Here is a 15224-nt window from a genome sequence, read left to right as displayed (position 1 = left end):
TGTGGATTATCCTCGAAGTTCTTCAACAAGAATCTGTTGGTTTGTATAGATATCAATGGATCCCGCGATAGTCAGGGATTCAGTCACGATCACCGGGGCTTCCAATTGTGAATGGCGGAGCAATCCTCTGGCCGCTGCCAGAGCATAGGGGCCACCCGAGCCAATCGCCAGAATCCCGTCTTCCGGCTCGACGACGTCACCGGTCCCGGTAATGATAAACGACTGCTCACGCCCGGCAACGGCCAGGAGGGCTTCCAAGCGGCGAAGCACGCGATCCGTCCGCCAATCCTTCGCGAGTTCAACGGCTGCCCTCGTGAGATTCCCACGATATTCTTCCAATTTGCTCTCGAATTTTTCGAACAGTGTGAACGCGTCCGCCGTGGCACCGGCAAATCCTGCCAGGACCTGATCATGGTGCAAGCGCCGAATCTTCTTCGCGTTGTGTTTCATGACCGTGGTGCCGACGGTGACTTGGCCGTCACAGCCCATGGCGACTCGTCCGTCACGACGGACACAAAGCACGGTCGTCGACCGGATTTTCATGATGACTTGTGGTCCTTTCCATGTGGGGGGCGTGCCGTGTGTGCTCGGGGATGGGCACGGTCGTAGACCGCGAGCAATTGGTCTATTGCCACATGTGTGTATTTTTGTGTGGTGCTCAGCGAAGCATGACCGAGTAGTTCCTGGATCGATCGGAGGTCGGCTCCTTCGTCGAGAAGGTGTGTCGCGTACGAATGTCGGAGGGCATGGGGACTGACCGCGCCACCGACGAGACGACCGGAGTACCGGGCGACCATGTAAGCGACGCTTCTGGTGGTCAGCCGTCCACCACGATGATTCAAGAACATCGGGGACGACGGATGACGGTTGCGAGGAGTCGGCTTCAAGGACGTGCGATACTCGCGGATGGCCTGCAGCGCCACATCGCCGATCGGAACCAAGCGTTCCTTGCGGCCCTTCCCCTTCAAGCTGACGAGGCCGTCCGCTTCGTCGAGGTCATTGAGATTAATCCCCACGACCTCGCTCACTCGCGCGCCGGTCGAATACATCGTTTCCAGTAGGGCACGGTCACGGAGGGAGAGGGGCGATGGCTCCGAGGGGAACGTCATGAGAGCCGCCGCGTCATCCTTGGTGAGTACTCGAGGGAGGTGTTTGGGCAATCTCGGGCTCCTCAGCGTCTCAGTCGGATCTGTTTTCACGAGTGCTTCACGAAGGAGGAAGCGGAAGAAACTGCGCAAGCTTGCCAGCTTTCTCGCCAGGGACGCCGCTTTCTTGCCTTGTCGGTCCAACGAGTGGAGATGGGCACGGATCTCGTCGCTGGAGATCGAGTCAACGCGGATGGACGAGGCGCCCTTCTTGGTGCTTCTGAGGAAGCCAGTCAGCTGCTGAAGGTCTGAGCGATAGTTGCGGATCGTCTCAGGGGACGCATTGCGTTCGACCTGGAGGTACATTACGAAAGCCTTGATTGCGTCTTCCATGCGTCAAAATCCTCAAGGGCCCGCTGGCTCAGCGCACGGCGCTTCTTCTCCTTGTCCCTTGGCGTATTGGACAGGGGTGGGAACAGACCGAAATTGGTGTTCATCGGTTGAAAGTGACGAGGATCCGATGAGGCGACATGGGACACGAGGCAGCCATGTGCGGTCGTGGGAGGTGGTGTAATCAAGGGCTGTCCGGTGAGGGCCCGCGCGGCGTTGATACCAGCGAAGCCCCCCATGGCCGCTGATTCCGTATAGCCTTCCACCCCGACGAGCTGCCCGGCAAAGAAGAGGGAAGCGCGGGCTTTGAATTGCAAGGTGTTCATCAGCAACTGAGGCGAATTGATAAACGTGTTGCGATGCAAACTGCCATACCGGAGAAATTCTGCCTGTTCGAGACCGGGAATCATACGGAAGACACGTTTTTGTTCCGGATACGTCAGTTTGGTTTGAAACCCTACCAGGTTGTAACAGGTGCGATGGATATTCTCAGTCCGCAATTGCACGACCGCAGCTGGTTCCACCCCAGTGCGGGGATCTTTGAGGCCGACTGGTTTCATAGGACCGAACTGCATCGTCTGTCGACCACGCTCGGCCAACACTTCAATCGGCACACAGGCCTCAAAATAGGGTGTCTTCTCAAATTCTTTTGGCTGGATCTTCTCAGCCGCCATCAAGGCATCGTAGAACGCATTGTACTGCTCTGCCGTCATGGGGCAATTTAAATAATCATCCCCGCCCTTGTCGTAGCGAGAGGCCAGAAAGACGATCTCCATGTTGATGGAATCGGCATCGACGATCGGCGAGATGGCGTCATAAAAATAGAGATGCTGGGACTTGGTGGCCGCGCGGATGGCTTGAGAGAGTTTGTCCGAGGTTAACGGACCTGTCGCGACAATGCAGAAGCAGTCTGTTGGGATCTCCTCAATTTCCTCGTGGAGAATGCGGATGTTCGGATGACCTTCCAAGGCTCGAGTGATGTGTTGAGAGAACTGGTCGCGATCAACAGCCAGCGCCGATCCAGCCGGCACTTTGGCTTGCTCAGCGGCGGAGATAATCAGCGAATTCAGCCGCCGCATCTCTTCTTTCAGGATGCCCGGTGCGTTTAGCGGATCGGAAGAGCCGAGCGAGTTCGAGCAGACGAGTTCGGCCAAGCCACCCGTCTTGTGCGCCTTCGTCATCTCCTTCGGGCGCATCTCGTAGAGCGTCACCTTGGCGCCGCGATTCGCCGCCTGCCATGCCGCTTCTGATCCAGCCAGACCCCCACCTACGATGACGACATCATCTCTCATGATCAGCATTCCTTGCAGTGAATGGCGGTTATTCTAGGAATCGTGTTTGAGTGAAGTCAAGGCAAACGACTGTGAATATGTGTTGTGTTCCAGAGGGCCGTTCGTGGTGAGCCTGTCGAACCATGAACGGAATCTGGGGATCCGCTAGGCTTCTTGCCTTTGTCAGACGACCGGGTAGAATGCGCCGGTGAAGTGGACCGGTGCCTCAAGGAGCCTGTTGTCAGTACGAGTGACTCGACCATGAGTAAGATCCTGATCTCCTATCGCCGAGAGGACAGTGCAGACGCCACCGGGCGCATCTATGATCGGCTGGTCCAGCAGTTTGGGCGAACCGCTGTGTTCAAGGATGTGGATTCCATTCCCTTGGGCATCAACTTTTGGAAGCATTTGGATGAACAGGTGGCCAAGTGTGATGTGTTTCTGGCGATCATCGGCCCAGACTGGATGGGAATCAAAGCCGGTGAGGGAAAATCTAGATTGGATGACCCACGCGATCTCGTGCGGATTGAAGTCGAGTCCGCATTGAAGCGGCAAATCCCTTTGATTCCAGTGCTGGTTCGAGGGGCCACGATCCCTGATCCAGAACGGATGCCAAGAAGCCTGCAAGAACTGTTGGACAGAAATGGCATTGCCGTTCGCTCTGACCCCGACTTTCATCGCGATATGGATCGGTTAATTGAGCATCTGAAGGGAGTGATTCAGGGTCAGCAAAAGACTCAGAAGATTCGAAACAAGGTAGTGCTGGTGGTTGGTGAGGAAGCAGAAAATGGTCCATCGGTCCTGATAGGAAAAAAGATCTCACGCCGGTTGGAACAGCCCAAAGAACTAACCCCTATATCACAACGGAATCGTATTCAAAGAAGCATTGTGGCGCCTGAGCAACCGTCATGCAACGCTCCAGTGGATATGGTGAAAGTCCCCAAAGGGCTATTTTTGTATGGTGATGAGAGAACTCGTAAGGTGATGATTGACTATGACTATTGGATCGACAAGTATCCGGTAACGAATGAGAAGTACAAAGCATTCATCTCGGCGGGAGGTTACAAAAATCGGAAGTACTGGTCAAAAGAAGGGTGGAAGTGGAAGGCCAAGGACAAAATCACTGCCCCAGAGAATTGGGATTGGAAGGCCATCGAATCGTCGAGGAAACAGCATCATCCTGTCGTTCTTGTCAGCTATTACGAAGCCGAGGCCTATGCTACATGGGTTGGCAAGCGCCTTCCAACCGAGCGGGAGTGGGAGAAAGCGGCGCGAGGTGAGGATGGGCGTAACTATCCTTGGGGCAAGGAGTTCGACAGACATAAATGTAACTGTGTCCGTGGATTCTTTTCTTCAGTCACAGCCTCATTTGGTGGTGGGTCTACGACACCGGTCAACAATTACCCCAGTGGGGTCAGTCCTTATGGCTGTTACGACATGGCGGGAAATGTGGAGGAGTGGTGTGAGAGTTGGTATGACAAAAGCAAGAGCGAGCGCGTGGCTCGTGGCGGTTCCTGGAGCGACTCACCGAAGTTAGTCCGTGCGCCATACCGGTACGGGTACTCGACCGTCGACCGGAGCGACAACCTTGGCTTCCGTCTTGCCCAGGACATTCCCTAACCCTTTATCTTTTGACCCTTTGCTTCTTCACATGTCTTCAGCGTTATTCTCTCGGTCACATTGCGTCAGTCCTTGTATGCCCAGGCTGCTTGCGACTGGTTTCCGCCTTCCTCTTGGCCGAATGTGCCTGCACATAGGATCGCAGCACGGCGTTGATCTTGGTTTGATACCCGGCTCCTAGCCCGCATTATTCATGAACGCTTCTGCTGCAATTGCCGATCCGCTGTTCCGACGAACCTGCGGCCAGCGGGCTCGCCCCTCGAATCCTCGATGTACTGCACGAGTACGCCTCAGATCCTCCTGACTCCGCGCGCCGGTCTCACGACGCGGCTAAGCAATTTCGCAACGAACTGTCTGAATAATGTGGGCTTACCGCTTAACCCAACCCACGACATCTTCGTCCAACCGGAGGGACAAAAGGGTTTTGACGGGTGGAAGCATGACTTGCGCCTTTTCTCAAAACTTGGCGTCCGTCGGCAGGATGTCTGAGTAATCAACCGCGTGGTCCGTGTGATTGGATCTTCTATCGTGCATTGTGGCCGATCGCGATTTTCGATGTGCCTCTTTCAATAGCGGGCCAGCTAATTGGTCTGTGGCATAGAGCGGCTGACGTATTTGTGAAAGAACTAGCGATCAGGCGTTTCAGGTTCTGAGAAAATATTTCGATGGCCTAAGGCTGTAAGGCGAGCGTGATACGGATCGCCTCGTCGACCGCCATCAACTCGTCGTGGCTCAACCTGTCGATTCTTGATCGTAATCGTGATTTGTCCAATGATCGGATTTGGTCACCCAAGACCCGAGCTGGCTTGCCGTTGACGACGACCTCGGCTTCTCCTGGATACAACGACTCGACGTTGCTGGTGAGCGGCAGCACCACTACGCGAGAGCCGAAGGTATTACACGAGTTGTTTGACACGATCACGGCAGGTCTGGTCTTCTTGATTTCGGATCCGGTCGCGGGATCTAATGCCACCCAATAGACGTCCCCTCGACGGGGTAGCTTTTTCACTTAGGCCACCCTTCACCCTCTGTGGTCTCCCAGTCATTCTCTAGTTCCCTCCGCCAACGTTCCTTTCGGGCGGCCCGATAGGCTTCATCAAGGGATTTCCTGTCTGGATGAAGTTTCGCTCGCACTGCGGAGGAAATGAATGCGCTGATCTTCTTCGGCGGCACTTCCTGCTTCAGTCTCGCGTAAATGTCTTCCTCCATCGTGATATTTAATCTTACTGCCATTGGCTCCTCCATGAAAATGCGAATGCTGTATTGTATACAGCATTGATTGTTCTGGCAAGGTGGCGACCTTCCGTTACCCTTCAACGAGCCTGCCCTGAGTTTATCGAGAGGCTCAGGGCGAACAGATGAACTCTTGCGGAATGAGAAATTCAATGAGTTGGTTGATCACTCAAAAGGGAGTCCCCCCGCGTTGACTGCTCCCAAGGCACAGTGCTAGAGTTTCCCCTCTTTTCGGCTCGTTTGTCAGGTTGGGCGATTAGCTCAGTGGTAGAGCGCTTCCTTCACACGGAAGAGGCCACAGGTTCGATACCTGTATCGCCCACCATGCTCCTTCCAATCCATCCTTACTCCCCTAACGGGCTTCTGCTTGGCAAACCCCTCGATTCCTGGACAGAAACGGGGTTGTCGGCTAGACTTCAGTTTGTCTTTTGTGGCGTGTCTGATTCGAGATTCCAGTACTAGACGTCGAAACAAGCGAGGTTATGCTATGAGAGGAACTGTGATGGGTATCGGAGTCCTAACGCTGCTGTTGATGGCAACCGGTTGCAGCACGACACACCAACAGAGTGCCGGGATGAATGATCGGGAATATACGCCCCCGACGAGTATTTATAACATCTTGGACAGCACCGCCTTAGTCTACTCCTCCCCTGCTGCGGGATCGGCCGTCAATGACCATCCGCTTCGGTGGTTGGGCTTCATTGCGCATCCGATTGGGCATGCCTTTGATTACGCGGTCAATCGTCCGATCTATCGGGTTGGTGCTAGCTCTCCCTATCTCCACGGGTATACGGCTGAAGATAGTATGCTGGATGCTCAACGCCAGTAGGTAGATCGAGTCATCTGATCGCGTACGGCTGAAGCCCGCTCTTCATTTGAAGAGCGGGCTTTTTGTTTCCGCCTCGTCCGAATCCGCCCCAATCGTGGTATGGTTCCGCTCAATGCGTCCCTTCATGAGTGCGATCCGATACTGGTTCTTGGTTGGCCTGCTTGTGCCAGTGGGGTTCACCCTGGGATGCGGAGGATCAGATGCGCCTGTGCGGCCTCCGCTCCCTCCTTCCAAGAGCGATCTTGTACTCTTGGCCTCGACGGCCCTCTGTGAGCGAAAGGCCGACTTCTTGAACAAGCATCCCTCCGCGACGCAGCCACCGCAAACCTGGGGGAGTGGTCAGGAACTCACCATTGCTGGGGAACGCAGTGCCTCGCACGGCGATGAGTCCTATTTTTTCGATGAGGATGGTGTGTTGGTTGGGGCGCTCTTTACGTTTCCTAGAGGGCTTGACTTGGGCCCCTATCCTATCCTGCGTGATACGCTGTCACGACTGAAGCCCTCCCTTGAATTCTATTTGAATGTGGCTCAGTTGGAAATGAAAACGAACATGGAGAGCAGCTCGCTTCTGGAAACCGGCGATGAGAAAAGCACCACGCAATATCTCGTGACCGGGTTACGCGACCATACGATTCTGCTCCAGGCCTCCTTCACCATCGACCCCTATGTTCGACTCTTTTCTCCCTATCGACGCGAATTTCTTGATCGACTTCGTCATCCGACTGGGGGTACGGGAGGCCAGACTATGGAAAGCCAGGGAACCGAGGATAAGGAACCGTTCCCCTCGTTACAGCAATTCGCCCGTGGCCAGACGGCACAGCTAGCCTATTGCGGTGAGAAAAATTATGACATTGCCGTGGATGCCTACCAGCGAGCCATTGGGAGTGGGTTCACGAACAAGGTATGGCTGGCCGAAGCACGGCATAAACTCGGCGTGGCCTTGTTGGTCAAGGGCCATGTGGAACAGGCGAAATCCGAGTTGCTCCAGTCACTCGCGCTCAGGCCGAATGTTCCGGAGGTGCTGAATAACCTGGGCACGGCTCAGATCAAACTTGGCGACAAGGTTGCCGGTTTGAGTTCGTTCGAGCGAGCGATCGTTCTGCGCCCCAATTATGCACTGGCCCGCTACAACTTGGCAGAGGCTTCTGAGGCGACAAATCCCAAACGTGCGCTTTCGGAATATGAAACCTATGTCGCGATTGTCGAAGGCATTCCGGAGGAAGCCGACCGGATCGTGCATGCGAAAGAACGGATCAAGGTTTTGAAGCGTTAGGGTTGCTTCCGCTGGAAAGCGGTTTGATAAGTCGGAGGGCTTGGTCGTTTGCTCCGAGGAGTGCGAATACACCGAGCTCAGCTTCGAGCTTGCTCTTCCTGTTCCTGAAGAGTCTTGCACTCAATGCAAAAGGTAGTGACCGGGCGGGCTTTGAGCCGCTTGTACGGAATCTCTCCACCGCACCCTTCGCAAATCCCATAGGTCTCGGTCGTCATCCGCTCGAGCGCCTCGTCGATCTTCTTCAAGAGCTTCCGTTCCCGGTCGAGAATGCGCATGGAGAAACCCTGATCGACCTCGGCAGAGGCTTGATCGCTGACATCAGGAAATGCTTCAGGGTTCTCGCGGTGTGTCAGCACCTCACCCGTCTCACTGAGGATCGCGGCTCGTTGGCGCTCAAGGTCCTGACGGATGTCGGAGTACTTTGGGCTTGCGGATGCAGTCTCTCGATTCGCGGCCGAAGCAGGCTGTTTCTTGGAAGGAGGTGTTTTCATGACAAGGACTCGCTGTGGGATGATTGATGAATGCAGAAACTATAGCAACCTCGATGAGAAGGGGTCAACGCGCGTTGGTTAGGTATCCAATGGCTATAAGTCTCGGCGCCCTTCGATTGATTTCAGCAAGGTTACTTCGTCTGCGTACTCAATATCCATGCCCACCGGAATGCCATAGGCGATACGGGATACGCGGACGCCGAACGGCTTGAGCATTCGGGTGAGATAAATCGCTGTGGCCTCTCCTTCAATGGTAGGGTTCGTTGCCAGGATGACCTCTTCGATCCCACCAAGCTTGACCCGATCGATGAGTTCTTCGGCTCTGATGTCTCCGGGGCCAACACCATCCAGCGGAGAGAGCGCACCTAATAAGACATGATAGAGTCCACGATAGGCCCCTGCCCGTTCCACGGCATAGAGGGTACTGGGTTCCTCCACCACGAAAATCTTGCTGCGATCGCGTTTCGGGTCACGGCAAAACTCGCACAACTCCCCCTCCGCGATATTTCGGCATTGGCTACAAAACGCCAACCCATCTTTGACCGCTCGGATGGCATCGGCGAGTCGTAAGGCATCCTCCCGCTCCATCTTCATGAGATGAAAGGCCAGTCGTTGCGCGCTCTTGTGCCCGATCCCTGGGAGGCGAACCAGTTCTTTGATGAGTCGTGCTAAGAGGCCCTGCTGATCGACGGCCATCGCTAGAACAGACCTGGGATCTTCATCCCACCCGTCAATGCTTTCATCTCGCCTTCCATCAATTCTTTGGCTTTGCGCAGGGCCTCGTTCGTGGCGGCCACGACCAGATCCTGGAGCATGTCGACATCGCCGCTCTTGACGACCTCCGGGTCGATTGCCACGCTGACAACCTGCATGGCCCCATTTGCTGTGACGGTGACGATCCCACCACCGGCGGTTCCACTGGTGGTTTTGGACGCCGCCTGCTCTTGGATTTTGGCCATCTGCTCTTGCATGGCTTGAGCTTGTTTGAGGATGTTGTTCATATTGCCGAAGGGATTCTTCATTCGCTTGCCTCCTGTTGGGCGATGGTACGGACCTCTGCTAACTCTACGCCGAATATCTCGAGCGCTTGCTTCACGGTCGGATTCGTTTTTGCCTGTTCAAACAATGCCGCTCGATGTTCTTGTTCCTTGGCTGCCCGTGCTTGGGCCATCGTCGGCCCTTGGGGGTGCGTCTCCGTCAACTCGATGATGCGGACACGGATGGGTTGTCCCAGTTGCCGCTCACATAACTGTGAGATCACCCTGGTATTCTCTTCTTTTTCAAGGCGAGCCCTGGCCACTGTAGCCTGCTTGGCAAAACCGATTGTGACAACGTCGCCTTCTAATCCAACTAACCGACCGGCCTCGAGGAACGGGGCAATGTTTGGAAACGATGCAGCAATCTCTTCTTGGACTAATTCCCATTGCAAGGTTGGTAGTTGAGAAGAAACCGGAGCGGACACGGTGGCTCGGGTGGCAGCTGCTGAATCGATGATCGGTTTCGGGGAAGGATCAGGGGAGGGGCCCGGTTGCTCAATCTTTCCTTCCTTAAACACAGGAGGAGGCTGGCTGGTCGGCTTCCGGGTCGGTGAAGTGGCCAGTGTGCTTTTGGGTCTTTCTGATTCACTCAACGGTTTAGGACTCAATGACGGGGAGGTCTGTTGTGGAGCAAGCGAATCAGTCGGGCGCGTGCGCAGCAGTCGGGTAGCTCGCACTGCAGCTGTCTCCATCACAAAGCGGGGGTGAGTGCTAAGTCTTAATGAATCCTCTGCCTGAATGAAGATGGCCAGTAGTTCCTGGAGTTGTTCCGGCGTCACCGTCTTGGCATCCGACGAAAGCTGAGTGAGATCTTCTTCCGAAGTTTCGATCAAACTCCTGAGTTCGGTCGTGGTGGGAACGACTGCTGCCACGAGCAGGTTGCGAATGTGTTCCACGACGTCTGCACAGAAGGCCCGCAAGTCATGTCCTCTATCGAGCAGGCTGGCCAAGCTGGCAAGAGCTGCAGGGCTGTCTTGAGTCAGAATGGCTCTCATGAGGCTCTGTACCAGCTCTTGCGGGACGGCTCCCAATAGCAGTTCGAGATCCACGTGACTGATGGCCTTTCCGCTGTATGCAATTGCTTGATCGAGCAAGCTCAGGGCATCGCGCATACTCCCTTCGCTGGCTCTGGCCAGGGCCATGAAGCTTCGTTCTTCCAGTGTCAACTGGTCTTGGGCTGCGACGTGTCGAAGTCGTTGAACGATTTCGGATCTGGCAATGCGGCGGAAGTTGTAGTGTTGGCATCGGGAGAGAATGGTCACGGGAATTTTGTGGATCTCTGTTGTTGCAAAAATGAACACCGCGTGAGCCGGGGGCTCTTCGAGTGTCTTCAACAGGGCATTGAAGGCGGAATTGGAGAGCATATGAACTTCATCGATAATATAGACCCGAAACTGGCCACGAAACGGGGCGAACTTCACGTTCTCGCGGATCTCTCGCACATCGTCCACGCTGGTGTTGGACGCGCCGTCGATCTCGATGACATCCACCGAACTTCCTAACGCGATTTCACGGCAGTTATCACAGATGTCGCAGGGGTGACTGGTGGGCCCTTGCCCACAATTAAGGGCTTTCGCAAAGATTCGGGCCACAGTCGTTTTCCCGACGCCTCGTGTACCGGAAAATAGGTAGGCATGCGCCACCCGCTTGGTGGAGACCGCGTTCATGAGCGTCTGAACAACATGCGGCTGTCCGATCACATCGTCAAATGTGCCGGGTCTATATTTTCGCGCGGAGACCTGGTAATCCACCTGATACTTATGCTCCTACTACAAGTGATCTGACTATACTGTAAGCACTGTGAATCCCAAGAAACCTAGAGGACTTGCTCTGACACATACAGAAGAAGTGGGGCCAGGTGATCCTGCGGCACACAGAACTGACTGCTTACCGTTGCTTCCTTCCGGACCTAGCGGGGTTCACAGGGTTCTATTGCACAGGGCCCAGCCCCTGTTTCTCAAATCTGAATCCACTAAAACATCCCACGCTCGAGGTGTGCCCGGTCGCTCACTGATGGCCTAACACGGTAAGGAGCGGTCAGTACACACGAGGTGTTGTATGGCGGAGAGGGTGGGATTCGAACCCACGGTCCCGTTGCCGAGACGCATGCTTTCCAAGCATGTCGATTCGTCCACTCTCGCACCTCTCCGCATCGAGAAGTGCAAAGGGGAGCATCTTAGCATGCGTATCCAGCAGCAGCAAGGCAAACGAAGGTGCCGTTAGGCAACGACCTTCTTAGTCGGAGGGTCATTCGGTGGGGACGCGCCATTAGTATAGATGAATATGCAACGCGCGATTGAGTGCACCCTAGATAAGGGGAAGATAATTGATAGGGTATCATAATTACCGAATCGGGCCATTCATACTAGGTATGGAATACCCTCGGTCGTATGGGTTGACACTTGCATGGGTCCGACGGTACAACGCTATACAACATCGCGTGTTTAGGCTGTCTTGGTTACTAAACAGAAACAGCTCCGCGGCGTCCTCCACTGGGCGAGAGTGGCGGAACTGGCAGACGCGCGAGACTTAGGATCTCGTGGGTAACCGTGGGGGTTCAAGTCCCCCCTCTCGCACCACTCATTCCGAATCTCCTTCTTGGATTGGAGCCAGATTTTGACGATGAAGATGGAAGTCACTGAGTTAGGGCCGATGAAACGTGCTTTGAAAATAGAGGTGCCAGCTGCAGAGGTCACTCAGCAATTTTCGCGAGCATATGTGGAACTGAACCGTCAGGTACATGTGCCCGGGTTTCGGCCGGGGAAAGCTCCATTGGCAATCTTAGAAAAGCGGTATGCCAAGACGGTTGAAGAAGATGTCATTCGAAAACTGGTTCCAGACTTTTATGATCGGGCGATCAAAGAAGCTGGGATCCATCCGGTTGTGGTAGAGATACCTTCCCTAGATCGCGTCAAGATCAGAAAAGATTCCCCGTTTACGTTTACGGCGACGGTCGAAATCAAACCCACTATCGAGCTTCGTGACTATAAGGCCCCGAGTCCTATGTCTCTGCAAGCCGATAAGCGTACAGTTGCCGAAGAACAAGTGGACCGCGCGCTCGAGGTATTCAGAGAACAACAGGCCCGCTTGGATGCCGCCCCAACTGGTACAGCTTTGGCCGATGGAGATTATGCCATCGTTGATCTGGAAGGATTCCTGGACGGTGTGGCTCTTGAAGGGACGAAGAAAGAAGGCCAACTGCATCGTGTGGGCTCGAAGGCCGCCTTGCTGGGGATTGAAATAGATGCTCACCTTGTTGGGAGACAAGAAGGGGATGTAGTGGACATCCCTCAAACCTACCCTGTAAGCCATCCGGATCACCGAGTCGCGGGAAAGGTGGTTCAATTTCGCTTAGCCATCAAAGGAGTCAAACGTAAGACGCTTCCAGCCCTTGATGATGAGTTCGCGAAAGATTGTGGACCATATGCTTCGCTCCATGACTTACGAGAAAAGTTACGTGGTGAAATGGAAAAGGCGCTCAAGAAAGATATCGAGGAATCCTACAAGGACACTCTTCTCAAACGCCTCATTGAGACCCATCATTTTGATCTCCCCGACACACTCGTTGAACGAGAGTTAACCACGATCGTACGGCAGCAACTACAAACACAACAGCGTGGTAAAGTCACTGACGCCCTTCCCACACCGCATGCGGAGGAAGTGAAGACGATCCGCGAAACACACCGTGAAGAAGCACATCGCCGTGTCAAAGCGGGACTGATCCTCGAAGCCATCGCTGAGAAGGAGAGCTTGTCCGTGAGTCAGGAGGATCTAAACAACGAGGTCGCTCGATTGGCCAAGGAACTTCGTGTGCCGCTGGCCGATCTTGTGAAAATGATCCAGGCAGGCGGTCAAGATTCCATTGAGGAATTGCGTGCGAGGATCTTGGCCGACAAAGCGCTGGATCTTGTCTATCGTCAAGCAGTCATTCAGGGATAGATCGGCGTTCGATCATGCCGTGTGTTTCGCGCCGAAACTCTTTGAGGAAAGGAAGCGAACGACATGTTGGTTCCGATCGTAGTCGAGCAAACTAATCGAGGCGAACGCGCTTATGACATCTACTCTCGTCTCCTCAAGGACCGTATCATTTTCCTCGGAGCCCCTATTGATGATGTGTTTGCCAATCTGGTCATCGCACAACTATTGTTTCTTGAGGCAGAGGATCCTGAGAAGGACATCAACCTCTATGTAAATTCACCGGGTGGAAGCGTAACTGCTGGCCTAGGCATTTACGATACTATGCAATACGTGAAGCCTCCGATTAACACCATATGCCTCGGTCAAGCCGCTAGTATGGGAGCGTTGTTATTGACCGCCGGAACAAAAGGGAAGCGGTTTGCGTTACCCAATGCTCGGGTGATGATCCATCAACCACTTGGTGGCTTCCAAGGGCAAGCGACAGAGATCGATATTCACGCTCGAGAAATCTTGAAGATTCGTGAACGGCTGAACGAGATTATGGCGAAACATACGGGACAACCGATCGAGAAGATCGCTCATGACACCGAGCGCGATTATTTCATGTCAGGTGAAGAAGCAAAACGATATGGCCTCATTGATGAGGTCATTACGCGACCACCCAAGTTTCTGAAGGTGGGTGAGTCTGGGGACGGGGCAAAAGGCAAGTAATACAGGAGGGCACATGGCCAAGCAGGAAAAGATGGACCGACACTTGCGGTGTTCGTTTTGTGGCAAGAGCCGTGATGAGGTCCGGAAGCTGATTGCCGGGCCGACGGTCTATATCTGTGATGAATGTGTCAACCTCTGCAATGACATTATTGCCGAGGATTGGGAAGAGGCGAAGGAAGAAATTTCGTCGAAACTGAAAAAGCCCGCTGAAATCAAACATCATCTGGATCAGTATGTCATTGGGCAAGAGCGGGCTAAGCGCATTCTGTCAGTGGCTGTGCACAACCATTACAAGCGCATCTCTTCAAAGGAAAAAGGGGTAGATGACATTGAACTTCAGAAAGGCAACATTCTCATGGTGGGTCCAACCGGAACGGGGAAAACCCTGTTGGCCCAGACCTTGGCCAAGTATCTCGATGTCCCATTTACACTTGCGGATGCCACGACCCTCACTGAGGCTGGCTATGTAGGGGAAGACGTCGAGAACATCATTCTGAAACTTTTACAGGCCGCTGATTATGACGTGGAGCGGGCCGAACGTGGAATTGTGTACATTGATGAGATCGATAAGATTAGTCGAAAAAGTGACAGCCCTTCGATCACTCGCGACGTCTCCGGTGAAGGTGTGCAGCAGGCGTTGCTGAAGCTGATCGAGGGCACGATTGCGAATGTTCCGCCACAAGGCGGGAGAAAACACCCGCATCAGGAGTTTATCCAAGTAAACACGAGCAATATCTTGTTCATCTGCGGTGGAGCGTTTGTTGGTTTAGAGCAGATCATCGAGCAGCGCCTGAATCGAAAGTCCATGGGTTTCGGCGCTGAAATCCGTGGGAAGTGTGACGTGCGATTGGGTGACCTGCTGGCCAAAGTCCAACCTGAGGACTTCCTGAAGTACGGCCTGATTCCAGAATTTGTTGGCCGGCTTCCCGTCGTGGCTACCTTGGAGGAGTTGGATGAGCGTGCTCTCATTCGTATTCTGACCGAGCCGCGCAATGCCCTCACGAAGCAATATGAGAAGTTGCTGTCGTTCGAGAAGGTCAAGCTCCGATTTACTGAAGGGGCCTTGGGGGCTGCTGCACGAAAAGCCTATGCTCAACGGACTGGGGCCCGAGGTCTCCGGGCAATTCTGGAGGAGGTGATGTTGGACGTGATGTATGATGCCCCCTCTCAGAAAGACATCATGGAAGTGGTAATTACCGAAGATGCTATCGTGGGTAAGAACCCGCCGATGCGTATCTTTGAGCAGGAACAAGACGCAAAGACCGCGTAGGGCATTGATAAATTTGCATATTTATATAGCCGGAAAAGACTGGTCGTATACTTAGGGCTCAATGAGGTCTTTTCCGGCTGACTCGTGCGATCCCGG

At 54.1% G+C, this 15224-nt stretch carries 16 protein-coding genes, 3 tRNA genes and 1 other RNA gene; 9 read left to right on the top strand and 11 right to left on the bottom strand.

Going from position 1 to position 15224, the window contains the following annotated elements; genetic code table 11:
- Positions 1-6: 6 nt before the first annotated feature.
- From hslV to trmFO, 3 genes are read right to left on the bottom strand one after another with little or no spacing between them, the layout of a single operon-like run.
- Positions 7-543: an ATP-dependent protease subunit HslV gene (gene hslV, locus ACYX34_RS04345; RefSeq protein ID WP_462075331.1), complete on the bottom strand. Its 537-nt coding sequence runs from the start codon at positions 541-543 to the stop codon at positions 7-9.
- The gene (gene xerC / locus ACYX34_RS04340) at positions 540-1478 is read right to left on the bottom strand and encodes a tyrosine recombinase XerC (protein WP_462075330.1); all 939 of its coding nucleotides are present in this window, start codon (positions 1476-1478) and stop codon (positions 540-542) included. The genes hslV and xerC overlap by 4 nt, the downstream gene beginning before the upstream one ends.
- The gene (trmFO, locus tag ACYX34_RS04335) at positions 1451-2767 is read right to left on the bottom strand and encodes a methylenetetrahydrofolate--tRNA-(uracil(54)-C(5))-methyltransferase (FADH(2)-oxidizing) TrmFO (protein ID WP_462075329.1); all 1317 of its coding nucleotides are present in this window, start codon (positions 2765-2767) and stop codon (positions 1451-1453) included. Before trmFO ends, xerC begins: the two co-directional genes overlap by 28 nt.
- Positions 2768-3007: 240 nt before the next feature.
- On the opposite strand from trmFO, the gene ACYX34_RS04330 reads away from it, so the two are divergent.
- Positions 3008-4366, top strand: a complete 1359-nt coding sequence (locus ACYX34_RS04330; protein ID WP_462075328.1) for an SUMF1/EgtB/PvdO family nonheme iron enzyme — start codon at positions 3008-3010, stop codon at positions 4364-4366.
- Between the two features lie 270 nt (positions 4367-4636).
- Positions 4637-4855 (top strand): hypothetical protein, encoded by a 219-nt coding sequence (locus tag ACYX34_RS04325; protein ID WP_462075327.1) that lies wholly within the window; start codon positions 4637-4639, stop codon positions 4853-4855.
- 181 nt (positions 4856-5036) lie between these two features.
- On the opposite strand, the gene ACYX34_RS04320 is transcribed toward ACYX34_RS04325, so the two are convergent.
- Together ACYX34_RS04320 and ACYX34_RS04315 are read right to left on the bottom strand one after the other, a co-directional pair.
- The gene (locus ACYX34_RS04320; protein WP_462075326.1) at positions 5037-5375 is read right to left on the bottom strand and encodes a type II toxin-antitoxin system PemK/MazF family toxin; all 339 of its coding nucleotides are present in this window, start codon (positions 5373-5375) and stop codon (positions 5037-5039) included.
- Positions 5372-5599: a hypothetical protein gene (locus tag ACYX34_RS04315; protein ID WP_462075325.1), complete on the bottom strand. Its 228-nt coding sequence runs from the start codon at positions 5597-5599 to the stop codon at positions 5372-5374. Before ACYX34_RS04315 ends, ACYX34_RS04320 begins: the two co-directional genes overlap by 4 nt.
- Before the next feature lie 250 nt (positions 5600-5849).
- Between ACYX34_RS04315 and ACYX34_RS04310 the strand changes: the two genes are divergently transcribed.
- The 3 genes from ACYX34_RS04310 (at position 5850) to ACYX34_RS04300 (ending at position 7701) form a co-directional block, all read left to right on the top strand.
- Positions 5850-5924, top strand: a tRNA-Val gene (locus tag ACYX34_RS04310).
- 177 nt (positions 5925-6101) lie between these two features.
- On the top strand, positions 6102-6428 hold the full coding sequence (locus ACYX34_RS04305) for a hypothetical protein (protein ID WP_462075324.1): 327 nt from the start codon (positions 6102-6104) through the stop codon (positions 6426-6428).
- Between the two features lie 124 nt (positions 6429-6552).
- On the top strand, positions 6553-7701 hold the full coding sequence (locus ACYX34_RS04300; protein ID WP_462075323.1) for a tetratricopeptide repeat protein: 1149 nt from the start codon (positions 6553-6555) through the stop codon (positions 7699-7701).
- 77 nt (positions 7702-7778) lie between these two features.
- Here ACYX34_RS04300 and ACYX34_RS04295 read toward each other — a convergent pair whose 3' ends face one another.
- The 6 genes from ACYX34_RS04295 to ACYX34_RS04270 form a co-directional block, all read right to left on the bottom strand.
- Complete coding sequence (locus ACYX34_RS04295) at positions 7779-8192, bottom strand: TraR/DksA family transcriptional regulator (protein ID WP_462075322.1); 414 nt, start codon at positions 8190-8192, stop codon at positions 7779-7781.
- Between the two features lie 93 nt (positions 8193-8285).
- On the bottom strand, positions 8286-8888 hold the full coding sequence (recR, locus tag ACYX34_RS04290; protein WP_462075321.1) for a recombination mediator RecR: 603 nt from the start codon (positions 8886-8888) through the stop codon (positions 8286-8288).
- Positions 8889-8890: 2 nt separating this feature from the next.
- Positions 8891-9214 (bottom strand): YbaB/EbfC family nucleoid-associated protein, encoded by a 324-nt coding sequence (locus tag ACYX34_RS04285; protein ID WP_462075320.1) that lies wholly within the window; start codon positions 9212-9214, stop codon positions 8891-8893.
- On the bottom strand, positions 9211-10980 hold the full coding sequence (gene dnaX / locus ACYX34_RS04280; RefSeq protein ID WP_462075319.1) for a DNA polymerase III subunit gamma/tau: 1770 nt from the start codon (positions 10978-10980) through the stop codon (positions 9211-9213). The genes ACYX34_RS04285 and dnaX overlap by 4 nt, the downstream gene beginning before the upstream one ends.
- Before the next feature lie 98 nt (positions 10981-11078).
- Positions 11079-11178: signal recognition particle sRNA small type (ffs, locus tag ACYX34_RS04275), an RNA gene on the bottom strand.
- Between the two features lie 110 nt (positions 11179-11288).
- Positions 11289-11378, bottom strand: a tRNA-Ser gene (locus ACYX34_RS04270).
- A gap of 347 nt (positions 11379-11725) precedes the next feature.
- Here ACYX34_RS04270 and ACYX34_RS04265 point away from each other — a divergent pair.
- The 4 genes from ACYX34_RS04265 (at position 11726) to clpX (ending at position 15128) form a co-directional block, all read left to right on the top strand.
- Positions 11726-11808: transfer RNA gene (locus ACYX34_RS04265), tRNA-Leu, on the top strand.
- A 43-nt stretch (positions 11809-11851) separates the two neighbouring features.
- On the top strand, positions 11852-13168 hold the full coding sequence (tig, locus tag ACYX34_RS04260; RefSeq protein ID WP_462075318.1) for a trigger factor: 1317 nt from the start codon (positions 11852-11854) through the stop codon (positions 13166-13168).
- A 63-nt stretch (positions 13169-13231) separates the two neighbouring features.
- Positions 13232-13858, top strand: coding sequence for an ATP-dependent Clp endopeptidase proteolytic subunit ClpP (clpP, locus tag ACYX34_RS04255; protein ID WP_413933451.1), 627 nt, complete (start codon positions 13232-13234; stop codon positions 13856-13858).
- A gap of 13 nt (positions 13859-13871) precedes the next feature.
- Positions 13872-15128, top strand: a complete 1257-nt coding sequence (gene clpX / locus ACYX34_RS04250; protein ID WP_462075317.1) for an ATP-dependent Clp protease ATP-binding subunit ClpX — start codon at positions 13872-13874, stop codon at positions 15126-15128.
- The last annotated feature ends 96 nt before the right edge of the window (positions 15129-15224 follow it).

It is taken from the genome of Nitrospira sp. CMX1 (assembly GCF_054902215.1).
This window is presented reverse-complemented; position numbering and strand designations above follow the sequence as displayed.

Excerpts from the sequence above, each read along its gene's own strand:
- hslV (WP_462075331.1), bottom strand. The coding sequence starts at position 543 with ATGAAAATCCGGTCGACGACCGTGCTTTGTGTCCGTCGTGACGGACGA.
- xerC (WP_462075330.1), bottom strand. The coding sequence starts at position 1,478 with ATGGAAGACGCAATCAAGGCTTTCGTAATGTACCTCCAGGTCGAACGC.
- trmFO (WP_462075329.1), bottom strand. The coding sequence starts at position 2,767 with ATGAGAGATGATGTCGTCATCGTAGGTGGGGGTCTGGCTGGATCAGAA.
- ACYX34_RS04330 (WP_462075328.1), top strand. The coding sequence starts at position 3,008 with ATGAGTAAGATCCTGATCTCCTATCGCCGAGAGGACAGTGCAGACGCC.
- ACYX34_RS04325 (WP_462075327.1), top strand. The coding sequence starts at position 4,637 with ATGTACTGCACGAGTACGCCTCAGATCCTCCTGACTCCGCGCGCCGGT.
- ACYX34_RS04315 (WP_462075325.1), bottom strand. The coding sequence starts at position 5,599 with ATGGCAGTAAGATTAAATATCACGATGGAGGAAGACATTTACGCGAGA.
- ACYX34_RS04305 (WP_462075324.1), top strand. The coding sequence starts at position 6,102 with ATGGGTATCGGAGTCCTAACGCTGCTGTTGATGGCAACCGGTTGCAGC.
- ACYX34_RS04300 (WP_462075323.1), top strand. The coding sequence starts at position 6,553 with ATGAGTGCGATCCGATACTGGTTCTTGGTTGGCCTGCTTGTGCCAGTG.
- ACYX34_RS04295 (WP_462075322.1), bottom strand. The coding sequence starts at position 8,192 with ATGAAAACACCTCCTTCCAAGAAACAGCCTGCTTCGGCCGCGAATCGA.
- recR (WP_462075321.1), bottom strand. The coding sequence starts at position 8,888 with ATGGCCGTCGATCAGCAGGGCCTCTTAGCACGACTCATCAAAGAACTG.
- ACYX34_RS04285 (WP_462075320.1), bottom strand. The coding sequence starts at position 9,214 with ATGAAGAATCCCTTCGGCAATATGAACAACATCCTCAAACAAGCTCAA.
- tig (WP_462075318.1), top strand. The coding sequence starts at position 11,852 with ATGAAGATGGAAGTCACTGAGTTAGGGCCGATGAAACGTGCTTTGAAA.
- clpP (WP_413933451.1), top strand. The coding sequence starts at position 13,232 with ATGTTGGTTCCGATCGTAGTCGAGCAAACTAATCGAGGCGAACGCGCT.
- clpX (WP_462075317.1), top strand. The coding sequence starts at position 13,872 with ATGGCCAAGCAGGAAAAGATGGACCGACACTTGCGGTGTTCGTTTTGT.